Annotated in this window: 16 protein-coding genes; 9 read left to right on the top strand and 7 right to left on the bottom strand. The window is 72.5% G+C overall.

The genetic code is table 11. The features are described from left to right. Positions 1 to 76: 76 nt before the first annotated feature. The gene (locus ABZY57_RS27420) at positions 77 to 556 is read right to left on the bottom strand and encodes a hotdog fold thioesterase (RefSeq protein WP_274552450.1); all 480 of its coding nucleotides are present in this window, start codon (positions 554 to 556) and stop codon (positions 77 to 79) included. Positions 557 to 610: 54 nt separating this feature from the next. Further along, positions 611 to 2899, bottom strand: a complete 2289-nt coding sequence (locus ABZY57_RS27415; RefSeq protein ID WP_356516340.1) for an FdhF/YdeP family oxidoreductase — start codon at positions 2897 to 2899, stop codon at positions 611 to 613. A gap of 184 nt (positions 2900 to 3083) precedes the next feature. Between ABZY57_RS27415 and polA the strand changes: the two genes are divergently transcribed. Next, positions 3084 to 5807 (top strand): DNA polymerase I, encoded by a 2724-nt coding sequence (gene polA, locus ABZY57_RS27410; protein ID WP_356516338.1) that lies wholly within the window; start codon positions 3084 to 3086, stop codon positions 5805 to 5807. 38 nt (positions 5808 to 5845) lie between these two features. On the opposite strand, the gene ABZY57_RS27405 is transcribed toward polA, so the two are convergent. Next, the gene (locus tag ABZY57_RS27405; RefSeq protein WP_356516336.1) at positions 5846 to 6721 is read right to left on the bottom strand and encodes a DUF4184 family protein; all 876 of its coding nucleotides are present in this window, start codon (positions 6719 to 6721) and stop codon (positions 5846 to 5848) included. Between the two features lie 174 nt (positions 6722 to 6895). Between ABZY57_RS27405 and ABZY57_RS27400 the strand changes: the two genes are divergently transcribed. The 3 genes from ABZY57_RS27400 to ABZY57_RS27390 all read left to right on the top strand — a co-directional run bounded on the left by ABZY57_RS27400 (position 6896) and on the right by ABZY57_RS27390 (position 9621). Next, positions 6896 to 8311, top strand: coding sequence for a lytic transglycosylase domain-containing protein (locus ABZY57_RS27400; protein ID WP_356516334.1), 1416 nt, complete (start codon positions 6896 to 6898; stop codon positions 8309 to 8311). A 177-nt stretch (positions 8312 to 8488) separates the two neighbouring features. After that, the gene (locus ABZY57_RS27395; protein ID WP_356516332.1) at positions 8489 to 8629 is read left to right on the top strand and encodes an SPW_0924 family protein; all 141 of its coding nucleotides are present in this window, start codon (positions 8489 to 8491) and stop codon (positions 8627 to 8629) included. Positions 8630 to 8643: 14 nt separating this feature from the next. Then, positions 8644 to 9621, top strand: coding sequence for a DUF3068 domain-containing protein (locus ABZY57_RS27390; protein WP_356516330.1), 978 nt, complete (start codon positions 8644 to 8646; stop codon positions 9619 to 9621). On the opposite strand, the gene hrpB is transcribed toward ABZY57_RS27390, so the two are convergent. Beyond that, a complete protein-coding gene (hrpB, locus tag ABZY57_RS27385; protein WP_356516344.1) occupies positions 9611 to 12112 on the bottom strand; it encodes an ATP-dependent helicase HrpB in 2502 nt (833 codons plus the stop codon). The genes ABZY57_RS27390 and hrpB overlap by 11 nt on opposite strands. A 19-nt stretch (positions 12113 to 12131) precedes the next feature. Continuing rightward, positions 12132 to 12992 carry a class I SAM-dependent methyltransferase gene (locus tag ABZY57_RS27380; protein ID WP_356516328.1) on the bottom strand — a complete coding sequence of 287 codons (861 nt, stop codon included), beginning with the start codon at positions 12990 to 12992 and terminating at the stop codon, positions 12132 to 12134. Between the two features lie 358 nt (positions 12993 to 13350). Here ABZY57_RS27380 and rpsA point away from each other — a divergent pair, with 358 nt between their 5' ends. From rpsA to ABZY57_RS27360, 4 genes are all read left to right on the top strand, one after another. Further along, positions 13351 to 14868 (top strand): 30S ribosomal protein S1, encoded by a 1518-nt coding sequence (rpsA, locus tag ABZY57_RS27375; RefSeq protein ID WP_266876946.1) that lies wholly within the window; start codon positions 13351 to 13353, stop codon positions 14866 to 14868. 192 nt (positions 14869 to 15060) lie between these two features. Further along, positions 15061 to 15999, top strand: coding sequence for a PAC2 family protein (locus ABZY57_RS27370; RefSeq protein WP_356516342.1), 939 nt, complete (start codon positions 15061 to 15063; stop codon positions 15997 to 15999). Between the two features lie 61 nt (positions 16000 to 16060). Further along, on the top strand, positions 16061 to 16657 hold the full coding sequence (coaE, locus tag ABZY57_RS27365) for a dephospho-CoA kinase (RefSeq protein ID WP_356516325.1): 597 nt from the start codon (positions 16061 to 16063) through the stop codon (positions 16655 to 16657). Positions 16658 to 16715: 58 nt separating this feature from the next. Continuing rightward, complete coding sequence (locus ABZY57_RS27360) at positions 16716 to 17111, top strand: tetratricopeptide repeat protein (RefSeq protein ID WP_356516324.1); 396 nt, start codon at positions 16716 to 16718, stop codon at positions 17109 to 17111. A 30-nt stretch (positions 17112 to 17141) separates the two neighbouring features. Here ABZY57_RS27360 and ABZY57_RS27355 read toward each other — a convergent pair whose 3' ends face one another. After that, a complete protein-coding gene (locus ABZY57_RS27355) occupies positions 17142 to 17399 on the bottom strand; it encodes a DUF6343 family protein (RefSeq protein WP_356516322.1) in 258 nt (85 codons plus the stop codon). 76 nt (positions 17400 to 17475) lie between these two features. Beyond that, the gene (locus ABZY57_RS27350; protein ID WP_356516320.1) at positions 17476 to 18150 is read right to left on the bottom strand and encodes a hypothetical protein; all 675 of its coding nucleotides are present in this window, start codon (positions 18148 to 18150) and stop codon (positions 17476 to 17478) included. A gap of 147 nt (positions 18151 to 18297) precedes the next feature. On the opposite strand from ABZY57_RS27350, the gene ABZY57_RS27345 reads away from it, so the two are divergent. Then, on the top strand, positions 18298 to 18934 hold a 637-nt coding region (locus ABZY57_RS27345; RefSeq protein WP_356516318.1), incomplete at its 3' end, for a helix-turn-helix transcriptional regulator.

Below are 18934 nucleotides of genomic sequence, written 5' to 3'. Positions count from 1 at the left end.
GCGGCCAGGGCGCGCAGCGGCGCCGGTCCGGATCCCATGCGGGAACGCTAGACCGGCGCCGCTGGGAGGGCAACGGCTAGTTGTTGCCGTCCTGTTGCGGGTTCGCGTCGCGCAGCAGGCAGGTCAGGCGGGCGGTGCAGACCCGGCGGTCCTGTTCGTCCGTGATGACCACCTCGTAGGTGGCGGTGGAGCGGCCCCGGTGCACGGGGGTGGCGACGCCGGTGACCAGGCCGGACCGGGCGCCGCGGTGGTGGGTGCAGTTCAGGTCGACGCCGACGGCGACCTTGGTGATGCCGCCGTGCATCATCGCGCCGACCGAGCCGAGGGTCTCGGCGAGGACGGCGGAGGCCCCGCCGTGGAGGAGTCCGTACGGCTGGGTGTTGCCCTCGACGGGCATGGTGGCGACGACGCGCTCGGCGGACGCTTCGAGGATGCGGATGTCCATCCGCTTGCCGAGGTCGCCCGCCGAGAACAGCGCGGGCAGGTCGATGCCCAGGGCCGTGTACTCGTCGAGGACCTCCTGCGGGAACTTCACCGCGTGCTGCTGCTCGCCCATGGGCCGACTCCGTTCGTCAACGCTCGTTAACCATCTTGTCCTCGGGTCGTTCTATCAGGCCGGCTCGAAGCGCACGACGACGGACTTGCTCGCCGGGGTATTGCTGGTGTCCGCCGTGGAGTCGAGGGGCACCAGCACGTTGGTCTCGGGGTAGTAGGCGGCGGCGCAGCCGCGGGCGGTCGGGTAGTGCACGACGCGGAAGCCGGGGGCGCGCCGCTCGACGCCGTCGCGCCACTCGCCGACGAGGTCGGTGTACGAGCCGTCGGCGAGCCCGAGCTCGGCGGCGTCCTCGGGGTTGACCATGACGACGCGGCGGCCGCCGGTGATCCCGCGGTAGCGGTCGTCGAGGCCGTAGATGGTGGTGTTGTACTGGTCGTGGCTGCGCAGGGTCTGCAGGAGCAGGCGTCCCGCCGGGAGGTGCGGGTACTCGACGGGGGCGGCGGTGAAGTTCGCCTTGCCGGTCTTCGTGGGGAAGCGGCGCTCGTCGCGCGGGGCGTGCGGGAGCTGGAAGCCGCCGGGGCGGGCGACGCGGGCGTTGAAGTCCTCGAAGCCGGGGACGACGCGGGAGATCCGGTCGCGGATGGCGGCGTAGTCCCGCTCGAACTCCTCCCACGGGGTCTTGGAGGCCTCGCCGAGGACGGCGCGTGCCATGCGGGCCACGATCGCGGGCTCGGAGAGCAGGTGCGGGGAGGCGGGGGCGAGGTTGCCGCGGGAGGAGTGGACCATGCCCATGGAGTCTTCGACGGTCACGAACTGCGCCGTGCCCTTCTTGCCGGGTGCGCCGGCCTGGACGTCCTTGTCGGTGCGGCCGAGGGTGGGCAGGATCAGGGCGCGCTTGCCGGTGACCGCGTGCGAGCGGTTGAGCTTGGTGGAGACGTGCACGGTCAGGGAGGCGCGGCGGATCGCGGCTTCGGTGACCTCGGTGTCGGGGGTGGCGCCGACGAAGTTGCCGCCCATGGCGAAGAGGACCTTGGCCTCGCCGTCGCGCAGGGCCTGGATGGAGCGGACCACGTCGAAGCCGTGCTTGCGGGGCGAGGTGATCTGGAATTCGCGGTCGAGTGCGTCGAGGAAGGCGGGCGCGGGGCGCTCGAAGATCCCCATGGTGCGGTCGCCCTGGACGTTGGAGTGGCCGCGGACGGGGCAGACGCCGGCGCCGGGGCGGCCGATGTTGCCGCGCAGGAGCAGCAGGTTGACGACCTCGCGGATGGTGGCGACGGAGTGCTTGTGCTGGGTCAGGCCCATGGCCCAGCAGACGATGGTGCGCTTCGAGGCCAGGATCATGGCCAGGGCGCGCTCGATGTCGGGGCGGGTCAGGCCGGTGGCGGTGAGGGTGGCGTCCCAGTCGGTGTCCTTGGCGGCGGCCGCGAACTCCTCGTAGCCGTGGGTGTGTTCGCGGATGAACTCCTCGTCGGTGGCGCCGCCCGCCTCGATGACCAGCTTGTTCAGGAGGCGGAAGAGGGCCTGGTCGCCGCCGATGCGGATCTGGAGGAACAGGTCGTTGAGGGCGGTGCCCTTGAGCATGCCGAGGGGGGTCTGCGGGTTCTTGAACCGCTCCATGCCGGCCTCGGGCAGCGGATTCACCGAGATGATCTTCGCGCCGGCGGACTTGGCCTTCTCCAGGGCGGAGAGCATGCGCGGGTGGTTGGTGCCCGGGTTCTGCCCGGCGACGATGATCAGGTCGGCCTGGTGGAGGTCTTCGAGGGAGACGCTGCCCTTGCCGACGCCGATCGTCTCGTTCAGCGCGGAGCCCGAGGACTCGTGGCACATGTTCGAGCAGTCGGGGAGGTTGTTGGTGCCGAACTCGCGGACGAACAGCTGGAAGAGGAAGGCCGCTTCGTTGCTGGTGCGGCCCGAGGTGTAGAAGAGGGCCTCGTCGGGGGAGTCCAGGGCCTTGAGCTCCTCCGCGATGATCGCGAAGGCGCGCTCCCAGCTGACGGGCTCGTAGCGGTCGCCGCCCGCCTCCATGAGCATCGGCTGGGTGATCCGGCCCTGCTGGCCCAGCCAGTAGCCGGAGCGGCCCGCGAGGTCGGCCAGCGGGTGCGCGGCGAAGAACGCGGGGGTGACCCGGCGCAGGGTGGCCTCCTCCGCGACGGCCTTGGCGCCGTTCTCGCAGAACTCGGCGGTGTGCCGCTTCTCGCCCTCGGGCCAGGCGCAGCCCGGGCAGTCGAAGCCGTTCTTCTGGTTGACCTTGAGGAGGGTGCGGGCGGTACGGGCCAGGCCCATCTGCTCCTGCGCGATCCTCAGGGTGTGCCCGATCGCGGGCAGGCCGGCGGCCGCGTGTTGGGGAGGCGCTACCTGTGGAGCGTCCTGTACCGGATCACCTGCGGGCGGCTTGGTGGCCATGTCGCTCCCCTTTGAGCAGTCTTCTTCGTACACATCCGATCCTGTCACGCCCGGCCCGGGGCGCCGACGCCGGATTTGCCCCGCCTCCGTGTCCCGCTGCCGTGCCCCGCCTCTGTGTCCTGTCTCCGGGGCCCGGCGCGCAGCCCGTCCGGATTTGTCAGTGGGGGCGCCTAGGATCGGGGGCGTGGCAGATTCAGCATCGAAGAAGACCGACCAGCCGACCGCAGCGGACCGCCCCCGCCTGATGCTCATGGACGGGCACTCCCTGGCGTACAGGGCGTTCTTCGCGCTCCCCGCGGAGAACTTCACCACCGCGACGGGGCAGCCGACCAACGCCATCTACGGGTTCGCGTCGATGCTGGCGAACACGCTGCGCGACGAGGCGCCCACGCACTTCGCGGTGGCGTTCGACGTGTCCCGCAAGACGTGGCGCTCGGAGGAGTTCCCCGAGTACAAGGCGAACCGCTCCAAGACCCCCGACGAGTTCAAGGGGCAGGTGGAGCTGATCGGCGAGCTCCTCGACGCGATGAGCGTGCCGCGCTTCGCCGTCGACGGCTTCGAGGCCGACGACGTGATCGCGACGCTCGCCACCCAGGCCGAGGCCCTCGGCTTCGACGTGCTGATCGTCACCGGTGACCGGGATTCCTTCCAGCTCGTCTCCGAGCACACCACCGTGCTCTACCCCACCAAGGGCGTCTCCGAGCTGACCCGCTTCACCCCGGAGAAGGTCGAAGAGAAGTACGGACTCACCCCCCAGCAGTACCCGGACTTCGCGGCGCTGCGCGGCGACCCGTCCGACAACCTCCCCGGCATCCCGGGCGTCGGCGAGAAGACCGCAGCCAAGTGGATCACCCAGTTCGGGTCGTTCGCGGAGCTCGTCGAGCGCGCCGAGGAGGTCAAGGGCAAGGCCGGGCAGAACTTCCGCGACCACCTGGACGCCGTGAAGCTCAACCGGGTCCTGACCGAGATGGTCAAGGACGTAGCCCTGCCCAAGACCCCCGCCGACCTGGGCCGCGCCCCCTACGACCGGACCGCCGTCACCGGAGTCCTGGACGTACTGGAGATCCGCAACGCCTCCCTGCGCGAGCGACTGCTCGCCGTCGACCCGGGCGCCGCCGAGGAGGAGGCCCCCGCCCCGGCGGCCGCCGCCGTGGAGCTGGACGGCTCCGTCATCGGCGCCGGCGAGCTCGCGCCGTGGCTGGAGAGCCACGCGGGCGCCCCGCTCGGGATCTCCACCGTCGACAGCTGGGCGCTCGGCACCGGCAACGTCTCCGAGATCGCGCTGGCCTCGGCCGGGGGAGCCGCCGCCTGGTTCGAGCCGTCCGCGCTGGACGAGGCCGACGAGCGGGCCTTCGCCGCCTGGGCCGCCGACGCCGCCCGGCACAAGGTCGTGCACAACGCCAAGGCCCTGATGCGGGTCTTCCCCGAGCACGGCTGGACCCTGGCCGGCGTCGCCATGGACACCGCGCTCGCCGCCTACCTGGTCAAGCCGGGCCGCCGCTCCTTCGCGCTGGACGTGCTCTCCCAGGAATACCTGCACCGCGAGCTGGCGCCCGCCGCCGCCGACGGGCAGCTCTCCTTCGGCGCCGACGACACCGCCGAGGCGGAGGCCCTGATGGCGCAGGCCCGCGCCGTCCTGGACCTCGGCGACGCCTTCGCGGTGAAGCTGCCCGAGGTGGGCGCGGCCGAACTGCTCCACGACATGGAGCTGCCCACCTCCGAGCTGCTGGCCCGCCTGGAGCGGGCCGGCATCGCCGTCGACCGGAGCCACCTCGAAGCGATGGAGCAGCAGTTCGCCGCGGCCGTGCAGCAGGCGGTGAAGGAGGCGCACGCGGCGGTGGGCCACGAGTTCAACCTCGGCTCGCCCAAGCAGCTCCAGGAGGTCTTCTTCGGTGAGCTGGACCTGCCGAAGACGAAGAAGACCAAGACCGGCTACACCACGGACGCCGACGCGCTCGCCTGGCTGGCCACCCAGACCGACCACGAACTGCCCGTGATCATGCTCCGCCACCGGGAGCAGGCCAAGCTGCGCGTCACCGTCGAGGGCCTGATCAAGATGATCGCCGCCGACGGCCGGGTGCACACCAGCTTCAGCCAGACCGTCGCCGCGACCGGCCGGCTGTCCTCCACCGACCCCAACCTGCAGAACGTGCCGGTGCGCACGGACGAGGGCCGGGCCATCCGCCGCGGCTTCGTCGTCGGCGAGGGCTACGAATCCCTCATGACCGCCGACTACAGCCAGATCGAGCTGCGCGTCATGGCCCACCTCTCCGAGGACGAGGGCCTGCTCGAAGCCTTCCAGTCGGGCGAGGACCTGCACACCACGGTCGCCTCCCAGGTGTTCGGCGTCGAGCGCTCCGAGGTCGACGCCGAGATGCGGCGCAAGATCAAGGCCATGTCCTACGGCCTGGCCTACGGGCTCTCCGCGTTCGGCCTGGCCCAGCAGCTGAACATCGAGCCCGGTGAGGCCCGCGGCCTGATGGAGACCTTCTTCGAGCGCTTCGGCGGGGTCCGGGACTACCTGGGCCGCGTCGTCGAGGAGGCCCGCGCCACCGGCTACACGGCCACCGTCTTCGGCCGCCGCCGCTACCTCCCGGACCTCAACAGCGACAACCGCCAGCGCCGCGAGGCCGCCGAGCGGATGGCGCTGAACGCACCGATCCAGGGCACCGCCGCCGACATCGTCAAGGTCGCGATGCTGCGCGTGGACAAGGCGATCACCGGGGCAGGGCTGAAGTCGCGGATGCTGCTCCAGGTCCACGACGAAATCGTGCTGGAGATCGCGCCCGGAGAGCGCAAGCAGGTGGAGGAGCTGGTGCGCCGTGAGATGGCCGCCGCCGTCGACCTGCGGGCCCCGCTGGACGTGTCCGTGGGCGTCGGCCCCGACTGGGAGTCCGCCGCGCACTGATCGCCCGCACCCGTGATCCGGGCAGCGCCCGTTCCCGCCTACCGGGTGGGGACGGGCGTTCTCGTGTCCGCGTCCGCGTCGGCGTCCGTGTCCGCGGACGTGAGGTCGCGGACCCGCCGGTGGCGCAGGCGCACGAGGACCGCGTACAGCAGCAGCCCCACGGCGAGACCGCCGCCCGCGCCGAAACAGACGGTCGGGATGATGTCGAGCGGTGTGCGGATCCGGTCGAAGTAGGTGAAGAAGCGCAGCACGCGGACGGTGACCCCGACCGCCACGCAGACCAGGAGCAGCGCGAGCGCGCCCCACACCCCGGCCCGGCCGAGCACCGGGACGGACGCGGGGGCGGGCGAGTGCGGCAGCCGGCGCAGCGCGGTCGCCGCGAACCAGACCAGGAAGCAGGCCGCGAGCGCCGAAGTCCCGTACTGCAGGTAGGAGTAGAGGGGCAGACCGAGGGCGAGCGGCTCGCCCAGCTCCGGCAGGATGCGCGTCCCGAAGCGGTCGACGTGCGTGAAGGAGTCCCACACCATGTGCGTCAGGGAGCCGATGGCCGCCGAGAGGTAGAACCAGACGGCCAGCGCGGGCAGTCGGCGCCCGCGCCATTCCTCCCCCCGGACGAAGGCGTACACCCTGCCCTGCCGGCCGCGGGGCAGGAGCGCGACCAGCGGCTCGCGCAGCAGCAGCCAGCACGCCGCGAGGACGGCGGTCAGGGCCGCGTCGGCGGTCAGTACGCCGGGCAGGGAGTGCGTGAAGGTGCTGTACGGCCTGAGGCCCGGCACCACGATGTCGACGAAGTAGAGGGTGTCCGGAGCGAACGACCCGAGGACCAGGGCCGATCCGACGAGGGGGCCGCGCGCACGACCGGACCGGCGGATGGCCGGAAGCACGGCGGCCGCGTGGCTGAGAGTGAACGGCATGGGACCTTGTCTCGTGTGGCTCGGCTCATCGACCGGTGCGGGCGCCCGGTGCATCCAGTATGGGTGGCCTGCGGAACTCATGAGGAAATCGTGAATTCCCGCCCGCGATGCGTGCCCTGTTCAGCGAGTTGACGTAGGGTCACGCGGACGTCGAGGGGGAGGGGGGTCCGGTTCATGACGGCTCGGATTCGAATACCGGCAGGCGCGTCCGCGACGATACCCGCGCGGTTCGGCCGGGTGGTGCGCAAGGGCGGGGCCGCCGTGCTCGTCTCCGCTCTCGTGGCCGCCGTGCTGACCGCCTCGCAAGGACCGCTCGCGGCCGGCGCCGACGCGGCCGCGGTCGCGGAACCCGCGCCCGCGCCCGAGGGCTCCGCAGGCGACGGCTCCTACTTCACCGCGCTGCCGCCGCTGGTGAGCCCCGAACCGCCGGCCGTGCTGCTCCCCGAGGACGGGGCGACGCCGCCTCCCGTGGCGCCGGCCGCCGTGGACCCGGGGCCGCGCAACGAGCCCGTGGCCATGGGCGGGGCCGAGGGTGCGCAGGGCATACCGGCGAGCGTGCTCGCCGCGTACCGGAACGCGGAGCAGGCGGTCGGGCGGAACGACCCCGGATGCGGACTGCGCTGGCAGCTCCTCGCGGCGATCGGCAAGGTCGAGTCCGGTCAGGCACGCGGCGGCCAGGTCGACGCCTCCGGTACGACACTGCGGCCGATCCGGGGGCCCGTGCTCGACGGCAACGGCTTCGCGAACATCCCGGACACCGACAACGGGGCCTACGACGGGGACACCCGCTACGACCGGGCGATCGGGCCGATGCAGTTCATCCCGTCCACGTGGGCCTCGTGGGGCCAGGACGCCAACGGCGACGGCCGGCGCGACCCCAACAACGTGCACGACGCCGCGCTCGCGGCGGGCCGCTACCTGTGCGCCGGTACGCGTGACCTGCGGGTGGACGCGGATCTGGACCGGGCCGTGCTGTCGTACAACCACTCCGCCGCGTACCTGCGGACGGTGCGGTCGTGGTTCACGTACTACCTGAAGGGCGCGCACGAGGTCCCGGACGGCCGTGGCACCGGTACCGGTACCGGTGGCAACGGCACCCCCGTGGTGACAACCCCGAAGCCGACGCCCACGCCTTCGCCGAAGCCGACGCCCACGCCCACGCCTTCGCCGAAGCCGACGCCCACGCCCACGCCTTCGCCGAAGCCGACGCCCACGCCTTCGCCGAAGCCGACTCCGACGCCCACGCCTTCGCCGACGCCGACTCCGAGTCCTACGCCCACACCTTCGCCGACGCCGACTCCGAGTCCTACGCCCACACCTTCGCCGACGCCGACTCCCAGCCCGACGCCTACTCCAAGCCCGACGCCGACGCCGAGTCCGACGCCCACGCCGAGTCCGACGCCCACGCCGAGCCCGACCCCGAGTCCGAAGCCCACCCCGAGCCCGACGCCGACCCCGTCGCCGACGTCCGAGCCCACTCCGAAGCCCACCGCTTCGGTCTCCCCGTCGCCGACGCCCAAGCCCAAGCCGTCGCCCAAGCCGTCACCGTCTGCGTCCGCCGCCGCTCCGGGGCCCACGCCGGCCCCCTGACGCCTCTGACGCCCCTGACACGCACCGCCCCCGCCCCTTGAGCGGGGGCGGTGCACCGGCATGACCCCGCCCGGCCCGGGTCCCTGCGGCAGCAGTGGCGCAAACGGTTCTCATCTGTCACCCGCATTGCTACGGTGCCACCGCCCTGACGACCAATCAGATTCCGGAGGCCCCGGCATGCGCGCATTCGTCGCCGCCGCCAGCGGTCTCGTCCTCGCGGTGCTCCTCGTCTTCGCCGTCACGGCGACGGGGGCGCCGGAAGGCAAGACCTCACCGAAGCCCCTGCTCACCACCGCGCCCGCCGCGCCCGGAAAGTAGAGGAGGGCCCGGCCATGCGACGCAGAGCAAGCCTCGTCCTGCTAGCCGTAGCCGTGTTCTGTGCCGCCCTCGCGCCACTGCTGCGCTGGTACGCGTATCCGAAGCTCGCGAAGATCCCGCCGAGCCAGTACCAGGAGATGGTGCTGGAGGCGAAGGACGCGACGCTCATCGACTACACCACCATGCAGCCCAAGAAGGTCGCCAAGGTCACCATCGTCCAGACCCTCAAGGGCAACGTGGAGGCGTCGAAGGAGATCGAGGCCAGCGCCGGCAAGGACGTCGTGGTCTGGGACACGCTGACCCACATCATGGACGCGGACGGGAAGATGGTCTCCCAGATCCCCGAGCGCTACATCTTCGACGCCCACAGCCAGGACCCGGTGCACGCCACCGGCGAGGCGGTGGACGGGGACCCGGTCAAGCGCGAGGGCATCGAGTTCAAGTGGCCGTTCTTCACCGAGCCGCGCGACTACCTCTACTTCGACGCGCAGACCCGCACGTCCTCGCCCATCCACTACGTGGGGCCGCGCACGTTCAAGGGCATGGACGTCTACTACTACGAGCAGACCGTTCCGTGGACGAAGGTCGGGCTGCCGAAGAAGATGCCGATCGAGGGCATCGACCCGGCGACGTTCGAGCAGACCACCGGAACCAGCCTCTGGTACACGACCAAGGCGATGTTCTGGGTCGACCCGGTGACCGGTGCGCCCGTCAACGCCGAGCAGGAGATCCAGCAGGAGATGCGCGGCGGGAGCATCGCGGGCAGCGCGCCCGACGGGAAGCTCACCGTGTTCGCCGGGCACGTGAAGATCCGCGAGGACTACAGCGACCACACGGTCGACCTGGTGAAGTCCAACCGGATCATGGTGCTCGCGCTGCACACCTACGCGCCGATCGGACTCGCCGCCGGCGGGCTCGCGCTCTTCGGGCTCGCGCTCTGGCTGGAGGCGCGCGGCCGGCGCCCCCGTGAGGGGGAGCCGTTCAGCGCTTGAGCCGGGCGTTGGTGTGCCGGGTGGGTTCGGCGGTCGCCGGGTCCTCGGGCCACGGGTGCTTGGGGTAGCGGCCGCGGAGCTCGGCGCGGACGGCGCGGTAGCCGCCCCGCCAGAAGGACGCCAGGTCGGCGGTGACCGCGGCGGGCCGGCCTGCGGGCGACAGGAGATGGACGAGTACGGGGACCCCCGCGACCCGGGGCGTCTCGGCCAGACCGAACAGTTCCTGGAGCTTGACCGCGAGGACGGGCTGCCCGTGCTCGGCGGCGTAGTCGACGCGGATCCGGGAGCCGCTGGGCACCTCGATCCGCTCCGGGGCCAGCTCGTCGAGCCGGGCGGCCTCCCCGGTGGCCCAGGGGAGCAGCCGGTTCAGCGCCTGGCCGGCGTCGATCCGCGCGAGGTCGCCACGGCGGCGGGCCCGCGACAGCTCGGGCTCCAGCCAGTCGTCGGCCCGCTCCAGCAGCTCCCCGTCATCCGCCACCTCGGGCCAGGGCGGGCCGAGCGTGCGGTGCAGGAAGCCGAGCCGGGCCCGGAGCGCCTGCGCGTCCGGGGTCCAGCGCAGGAGGCCGAGCCCCTCGACGCGGAGCCCGTCGAGGAGCGCGGCCCTGACGAGTGCCCGGTCGGGGTCGCGCAGGGGGCGTGCGGAGAGCTCGATGGCGCCGAGTCGTTCCACCGAGCGGGCGACGAGGTCGCCGTCCTCCCAGTGCACCTCCTCGCCGGAGCGCAGCAGGTGGGAGGCGGCGGCCCGGGCGGTGTCCTCGTCGAGGAGCGCGGCCAGCCGGACGCGGGCGGACGCGGAGTGCGGGGACCTGTCGGCCACGGCGACGGCCAGCCAGGGCGCGCTGCGCAGCGGTGACCCCTCGCCGAGTTCGGCGCCGGTCCCGGAGGCCATGAGGAAGGCCCCCTGGCCCTTGGCCTTCGCCACGCGCTCAGGGAACGCCAGGGCTGCCACGAGCCCGGCGGCGGCGTCGTCGGATAGCCCCGCAGGGCCGCCTTCCGCCGCAGCGCGCTCCAGGCGCTTGGCCTCCGCGCGCCAGCGGGAGCCGTACGGGTCGCCCCCCGCGCGGGCCCGGCGCCAGGCCGCGGCGAGGTCGTCCCCGTACTCCCGCGGAGGCTCCTCGCTCAGCAGGGCCACCAGCTCCGCCGCCCGCCGGGGCCCCAGCGCGGCGGAGCCGTCGAGGAGGGCCCGGGCGAGGCGCGGGTGCAGGCCGAGCCGGGCCATGCGCAGCCCGCGCGGGGTCGGCCGCCCCGCCGGGGACACCGCGCCCACCGCGAGCAGCACCTCCCGCGCCGCGGCCATCGCTCCGGCCGGCGGGGGATCGAGCAGGGCCAGGCCGGTCGCGTCCGGGTCGCCCCAGCAGGCGGCCTGGAGGGCGAACTGTGCGAGGTCCGCGATCCGGATCTCGGGGGAGGGGTAGGCGGTCAGCCGCCCGTCCTCCGCTTCGGCCCAGCAGCGGTACACCGTGCCCGGGGCCTCGCGTCCGGCCCGGCCCGCGCGCTGGCGGCCGGCCGCGCGGGACGCCCGTACGGTGGCCAGCGCGCCCAGGCCCCGGGCGTGGTCGACCCGGGGTTCGCGGGCCAGCCCCGAGTCCACGACGATCCGTACGCCGGGCACGGTCAAGCTGGATTCCGCGACGGCGGTGGAGAGGATGACCCGGCGGTGCGGCGCGGGGGACAGCGCCGCGTCCTGGACGGAGGCCGGGGCGCGGCCGTGTATCTGGAGGACCTCCGCACCGACCGCACCGAGCTGCCCGGCGACCCGGGCGATCTCACCGACGCCGGGCAGGAAGCAGAGGACGTCGCCGGAACGTTCCGCCAGCGCCCGCCGGACCACCGAGGCCACGTGCGTGAGCTGCGCCGGATCCACCCGCATCCCGTGCGGCGGCCGTACCGGGCGGGCCGGCGGGGCCCACACGGTCTCCACCGGGTGGGTGATCCCGGCCGCCTCCACGACGGGGGCGTCCCCGAGGAGCCGGGCCCAGCCGGCCGCGTCCGTGGTCGCCGAGGCCGCGAGGAGCCGCAGCTCCGGGCGCAGGGTCGCGCGTACGTCCAGGAGGAAGGCGGCGACCGTGTCGGCGTCCAGGTGCCGTTCGTGGCACTCGTCCAGGATCACCAGGTCGGTCCCGGAAAGCTCCTGGTCCCGCTGGAGCCGCTGGAGCAGCACCCCGGTCGTGACCACCTCGATCACGGTGGAGGGGCCCATGACCCGCTCTCCGCGGACCGTGAAGCCGACCGAGGCGCCGACCTGCTCGCCGAGCAGCCAGGCCATCCGCCGGGCCGCCGCGCGGGCGGCGATCCGGCGGGGTTCGGCGACCACGATCCGGCGCCGCGGTCCGCCGCCCACCAGCCCCGCGAGGACCAGCGGGACCAGCGTGGTCTTGCCGGTTCCGGGCGGGGCGCAGAGCACGGCGGCGCCGTGGGCGTCGAGTGCGGAGACGAGCGCGGGCAGGGCTTCCCGTACGGGAAGGGAGTCGAGGTCGGCCGTACGGATCACGCGCTGTCCCGTCACCGGCTCAGTCCCGCTCGCACACGAAGATCGCCGTACCGGGGATGAGGTTGCCGCGCAGCGGGGACCAGCCGCCCCACTCCTGGCTGTTCCAGGCGGGCCACTCCGGTTCGACCAGGTCGACGAGGCGGAAACCGCCCGCGACCACGTCCCGTACCCGGTCGCCGAGGGTGCGGTGGTGCTCCACATATACGGCGCGGCCCTGCTCGTCCTGTTCGACGTACGGGGTGCGGTCGAAGTAGGAGGCGGCGACGGACAGCCCCTCGGGGCCCGGCTCGTCGGGGAAGGCCCAGCGGATGGGATGGGTGACGGAGAAGACCCAGCGGCCGCCGGGGCGCAGGACGCGGCGCACCTCGCGCATGACGTTCACGGGGTCGGCCACGAAGGGGACGGCGCCGTAGGCGGAGCAGGCCAGGTCGAAGGAGCCGTCGCGGAAGGGGAGCCGTGCGGCGTCGGCCTCGACCAGCCGGGCCGCCGGCATGTCGCTGCCGCCGATGCGCAGGGCGTGCTGGAGCTGGCGGTGGGAGAGGTCGAGGGCGACGGGGCGGGCGCCCTGGGCGGCCAGCCAGCGCGAGCACTGGGCGGCGCCGGCGCCGATCTCCAGGACGTCCTTGCCCTTGAGGGAGGCGGCGGGCCCGAGCAGGGCCGCTTCCGCCTCGTCCAGGCCCTCGGGTCCCCAGACGAAGCGGTCGTCGCCGAGGAACGCGCCGTGCTCGCTCTGGTACTCGTCGGCGTTGCGGTCCCACCAGCCACGGCTCGCCCGGCTGCTCTCCGCTTCCCCGGCGTCACGCCGCGTGGCCTCGGCATCGTCTTCGGCGGCCGATTCGGCTTCGTACGCCTCTTCGGGGGCGTAGTCCTCTTGGTTCATGGGGCCCGTCGTCGTAGTCTGCGAATGTCTGCGGAAAGCGGGCGGGAAGGGCCATTGGCGCCTGCCTGCCCACTAATTGTGCCGGTTGTGCGGTGATCCGCCCCAGGTGTGCGCCTTCGCGCATTGACCCTGTCCGGCTGCCCCCGTATGCTACAAGTTGCGCTGCGAGCCTGTGCTCCTCAGACCTAGCAGGCTGCGCTTGTATCTGTTGATGACCCCTCGGTTTTCGAGGCCCCCACCCCGCATTTCGCGGAACTGGGGCTTCCTTGGCTGTCCGGCTTCTTCGGCAGATGCCGATAAGGGCTCCCGGCGTAGCAGTACCTACGACTTTCTGTCCGTAACCGGAGCCCTTACCCACATGACGAGCAGCACCGAGACCACCGCCACCACTCCGCAGGTTGCGGTCAACGACATCGGTGACGAGGCAGCGTTCCTCGCCGCGATCGACGAGACGATCAAGTACTTCAACGACGGCGACATCGTCGACGGCGTCATCGTGAAGGTGGACCGGGACGAGGTTCTCCTCGACATCGGTTACAAGACCGAGGGCGTCATCCCGAGCCGCGAGCTCTCGATCAAGCACGATGTCGACCCGAACGAGGTCGTCAAGGTCGGCGACGAGATCGAGGCCCTTGTTCTCCAGAAGGAGGACAAGGAAGGCCGTCTGATCCTGTCCAAGAAGCGTGCGCAGTACGAGCGCGCCTGGGGCACGATCGAGAAGATCAAGGAAGAAGACGGCATCGTCACCGGTACCGTCATCGAGGTCGTCAAGGGTGGTCTCATCCTCGACATCGGCCTCCGTGGCTTCCTCCCGGCTTCCCTCGTCGAGATGCGTCGCGTCCGCGACCTCCAGCCCTACGTGGGCAAGGAGCTCGAGGCGAAGATCATCGAGCTGGACAAGAACCGCAACAACGTGGTCCTGTCCCGCCGCGCCTGGCTCGAGCAGACCCAGTCCGAGGTTCGCCAGACGTTCCTCACCACCCTGCAGAAGGGTCAGGTCCGCTCCGGCGTCGTTTCCTCGATCGTCAACTTCGGTGCCTTCGTGGACCTGGGTGGCGTCGACGGTCTCGTCCACGTCTCCGAGCTGTCCTGGAAGCACATCGACCACCCGTCCGAGGTTGTCGAGGTCGGCCAGGAAGTCACCGTCGAGGTCCTCGACGTCGACATGGACCGCGAGCGTGTCTCCCTGTCGCTGAAGGCGACGCAGGAAGACCCGTGGCAGCAGTTCGCCCGGACGCACCAGATCGGTCAGGTCGTCCCGGGTAAGGTCACCAAGCTGGTTCCGTTCGGTGCGTTCGTCCGCGTGGACGAGGGCATCGAGGGTCTGGTCCACATCTCCGAGCTGGCCGAGCGCCACGTGGAGATCCCGGAGCAGGTCGTCCAGGTCAACGACGAGATCTTCGTCAAGGTCATCGACATCGACCTCGAGCGTCGCCGGATCTCGCTGTCGCTGAAGCAGGCCAACGAGTCCTTCGGTGCCGACCCGGCGTCGGTCGAGTTCGACCCGACCCTGTACGGCATGGCCGCGTCTTACGACGACCAGGGGAACTACATCTACCCCGAGGGCTTCGACCCCGAGACCAACGACTGGCTCGAGGGCTTCGACAAGCAGCGCGAAGCCTGGGAGGGCCAGTACGCCGAGGCGCAGCAGCGCTTCGAGCAGCACCAGGCCCAGGTCATCAAGAGCCGCGAGGCCGACGAGGCCGCCGCTGCCGAGGGTGCGGCCGCTCCGGCCGCCGGCAGCAGCAGCAGCGCCGGTGCGGGCATCTCGGGTGGTTCGTACTCCTCCGAGGGTGCCGACGAGACCTCTGGCGCCCTGGCGTCGGACGAGGCCCTCGCCGCGCTCCGCGAGAAGCTGGCCGGCGGCCAGAGCTGATCGCAACAGCACGGTGTGAGCCGAGCTGATCTTCACCGGTAAGGCCCGTCCCCTCAGGGGGGCGGGCCTTACCGCGTTGTGCGGCCGGACCGCTTCCTGCGAACACGGGCTCGTGAATACCGTCAACTGGGGAATGGTCGCGGGACCTTGGACGTTCATGCCAGAGAACGCGGCGGAGGAGGAGTGGTGGCGGTGCTTGATCCACAGGGTTTGTACGAATGGGATGCCAAGGGCCTGGCGGTGGCCGACCTGGCGCTCGCCCAGGACTCGGCCGGGCTGGTCATGCTCTACCACTTCGAGGGCTACATAGACGCGGGTGAGACCGGCGAGCAGATCGTCGAGCGGCTGCTCGACACGCTGCCCCACCAGGTCGTGGCCCGGTTCGACGCGGACCGTCTGGTCGACTACCGGGCGCGCCGTCCGCTGCTGACGTTCCAGCGCGACCACTGGACCGAGTTCGAGGAGCCCCGGCTCGAGGTGCGCCTCGTCCAGGACGCCACGGGCGCGCCCTTCCTGCTGCTGTCCGGCCCCGAGCCGGACGTGGAGTGGGAGCGCTTCTGCGTCGCCGTCCGGCAGATCGTCGAGCGCCTGGGCGTGCGGCTCTCCGTCAACTTCCACGGCATACCCATGGGCGTCCCGCACACCCGGCCCGTCGGGATCACCCCGCACGGCAACCGGACCGACCTCATGCCCGGACACCGCAGCCCCTTCGACGAAGCCCAGGTCCCCGGCAGCGCCGAGTCGCTGGTCGAGTTCCGCCTCGGTCAGGCCGGGCACGACGTGCTGGGCGTCGCCGCCCACGTACCGCACTACGTGGCGCGCTCCCCGTACCCCGACGCCGCGCTGACCGCCCTGGAGGCGATCACCGCCGCGACGGGGCTGGTCCTGCCGTCGGTCGCGCACGCGCTGCGCACCGAGGCGCACCGCACGCAGACGGAGATCGACCGGCAGATCCGGGAGGGCGACGAGGAGCTGGTCAGCCTGGTGCAGGGGCTGGAGCACCAGTACGACGCGGCGGCCGGCGCCGAGACCCGGGGGAACATGATCGCGGAGCCCGCGGAGATTCCGTCGGCGGACGAGATCGGCCTCGAGTTCGAGCGGTTCCTGGCGGAGCGCGAGGGCGAGGGCTGAGGCTCCTTCCGCGCTCGGGGGGCCGTACGGGCCCCAGGACGCGGGGGCTAGTCTGCCGGGCATGTTGAAAGTTGGCCTGACAGGCGGAATCGGCGCCGGCAAGAGCGAGGTCTCGCGGCTGCTGGCGGGGTACGGGGCGGTCGTCGTGGACGCCGACCGGATCGCGCGCGAGGTCGTGGAGCCGGGGACGCCCGGGCTCGCGGCCGTGGTGGCGGCCTTCGGGGAGTCCGTACTGACTCCGCACGGCGATCTGGACCGGCCGAAGCTCGGGTCGATCGTGTTCGCCGACCCGGCGAAGCTGCGGATCCTCAACGGGATCGTGCACCCGCTGGTCGGGGCCCGGTCCGCGGAGCTCGAGGCGGCCGCGGGGCCCGACGCGATCGTGGTGCACGACGTACCGCTGCTCGCGGAGAACGGACTCGCTCCGCTGTACGACCTGGTCGTCGTCGTGGACGCGGCGCCGGCGACCCAGCTGGCCCGGCTCACGGGGCTGCGCGGCATGGAGGAGTCGGAGGCCCGGGCCCGGATGGCCGCGCAGGCCACGCGGGAGCAGCGGCTGGCCGTGGCCACGCTCGTGATCGACAACGACGGCCCGCTGGAGGCGCTGGAGCCCCAGGTGCGCAAGGTCTGGGAGCAGCTCACGGAGCGGCTCGGCTGACGGAATAGGGGGCGGCGTGCGGGGCGTTGAACGCGCCTGTAGAGGGAAGGAACAGACCGTGTCCGACACCACGCCGCAGCTCCCGCCGCCGCCCCGGTCCTCGTCGCCCGAGACGCACGTCATCGACTACCGGGCCGCGGAGCAGCTCCTCGCCGCGCGCGACCCGCGCGGTGCGGTGAAGCTGCTCGACTCGGTCATAGCCGCCCACCCGGAGAATACGGCGGCCCGGCTGCTGCGCGCCCGGGCCTTCTTCGCCGCCGCCCAATTGCGGCCGGCGGAGCTGGAGTTCGAGATCGTGCTGGAGCGGGAGCCGGACAACGCCTTCGCCCACTTCGCGCTGGCCCGCACGCACGAGCGCGCCGGCCGGCCGGACCAGGCCCGCAAGCACTTCCGCCTCGCAGCCGCCCTGGACCCCCAGCCGGACTACCTGGCGGCGGCCCGCTTCGAGGCATAGTCCCGCCCGGGCCCGGTACGGCGACGGGTTTCAGCGGCCCGGCGGCTCGTACGGGGGGATGTCGCGGCCCGGCTGGTAGTGCGGGCCCTGGTGGATGTGGTGGAGCACCACGGCCAGGTCCACGGCCGCGAGCACGGCCACGGCGGCGCAGGCCGCCGCCCAGCCGGGCCGGGCGGCGAGCGAGAACGCCGCTGCCCCGGCACCGGACCAGATCAGCCCCCACAGGCTCAGCCAGAAGCGCAGCCGCAGCGCGCTGCGGGCGGTCACCGGCTCGTTTCCGCTGCGCATGGCCATCGCCGCCTCGACGTCGTCGCCCCCCCCGGCTTCCCCGTCCCTTCCATGGTCCCACCGGGGGCGTGGCGCGTCAGGGGTTGAGCTTGTTCACGGCCCTGACGGTCGTCTTCTTGAAGGCCGGGACGGGCGCCTCGTGCAGGTACCCCATCTGCCCCCACGTCACGAACGTCACCGTGGAGCCGTCGCGCCCGATGCCGTACAGGTGCACGCCGGGCTCGGACTCGGGCATGGAGGTGTGCACCCCGTAGACGTGCGCGCCTTCCTCGACGCTGAGCTTCCCGTAGTCCTGCCAGGAGGCCGTACCGCCCGGGGTGGCCCGCAGCCAGTCGGCGGCGCAGGCCGCCACCTTGCGCTCCAGGGCGGCCTTGAGCTTGATGGCGGCGGTGCTGGAGGACGTGCGCACGGACACCTGTACCGCTCCCGTGTCGAACTCGGTGGAGAAGTCGCGGTACCAGCTCCCGGTGGTGGGGAGCACGCCGTCCGCGCAGAACGGCGCGAACTCGGGCAGCCCCTTGGTGACCTTCCCGGCGTACCAGGCGGAGGTGGGGTGCGGGGGCAGGTCGGTGCCGGCCAGGAACCCGGGCGCGGTGACGGCGGCCGTGGACGTGGTGGAGGCGGCGAGGACGAGGGCGGTTGCGGCCGCCGCGGCGGCCGCGAGGACGCCGGTGGTCCGGGCGGTCCGGGCGGATCGGCTGGGGCCGGTGGATCGGGCGGATCGGGCGGATCGGGCGGTGCGTCGGAACATGGTCGGTTCTCCCCGTGTGGTCCGTGAGCGTTCAGCGGTGTGTCTGGAGAAGGCTGTACCCCGGTTCGGGTCCGTGCCTGCGGTTCGGGACGAATTCGGGACGGTGGAACGGCCGTACGCACCGTCAGCTGCGGGAACATCCTTGGCATGGAACGGAATTCCGGGACGGGGAGATCGGCCGAGGCGCAGGCGTTCGCGCGGTCGATGAGGGAACTGAAGGAGCGGAGCGGGCGGAGCTACGGGGTCCTCGCGCGAGGGCTCCACACGAGCACGTCGACCCTGCACCGGTACTGCAGCGGTGAGGCGTTGCCGGCGGAGTTCGTGGTGGTGGACAGCTTCGCGCGGGCCTGCGGGGCGACGCCGGCGGAGGCGGTGGAACTGCACCGGGCCTGGCTGCTGGCGGATGCGCGGCGGCGGGCGGGCGCGGTGGAGGAGGCGCCGCCCGTGGGTGAGGGGGACCGGGCGGACCCGGCGGACGACCCGGCGGACGACCTGGAGGCGGTCGCCGCGGACTCCGACGTTCCGGGGGCGCCGGTGGAGCGCAGGCCCGGGCGTCGCCTGCTGCTGGCCGGGGTGGCGGTCGCCGCGGTCGTGACCCTCGCGGTGGGCGTCCGGTGGCTTCCGCAGACGGGGCCCGGCCACCGGGCACCCCAGGCCGGACCGACCGCGCCGGTCGGGGCCACGGGGACGGCCGGGGCCACGGGGACGGCGGCGGCCGGGCCGACGACGTCGGCGACCGCGCCGGGAGGGACCGGGCCGGCGGCGACGCCGACGGAGACCGGCC

Origin of the sequence: Streptomyces sp. NPDC006450 (assembly GCF_040612195.1) — a bacterium.
Taxonomy (GTDB): Bacteria; Actinomycetota; Actinomycetes; order Streptomycetales; family Streptomycetaceae; genus Streptomyces.
This window is presented reverse-complemented; position numbering and strand designations above follow the sequence as displayed.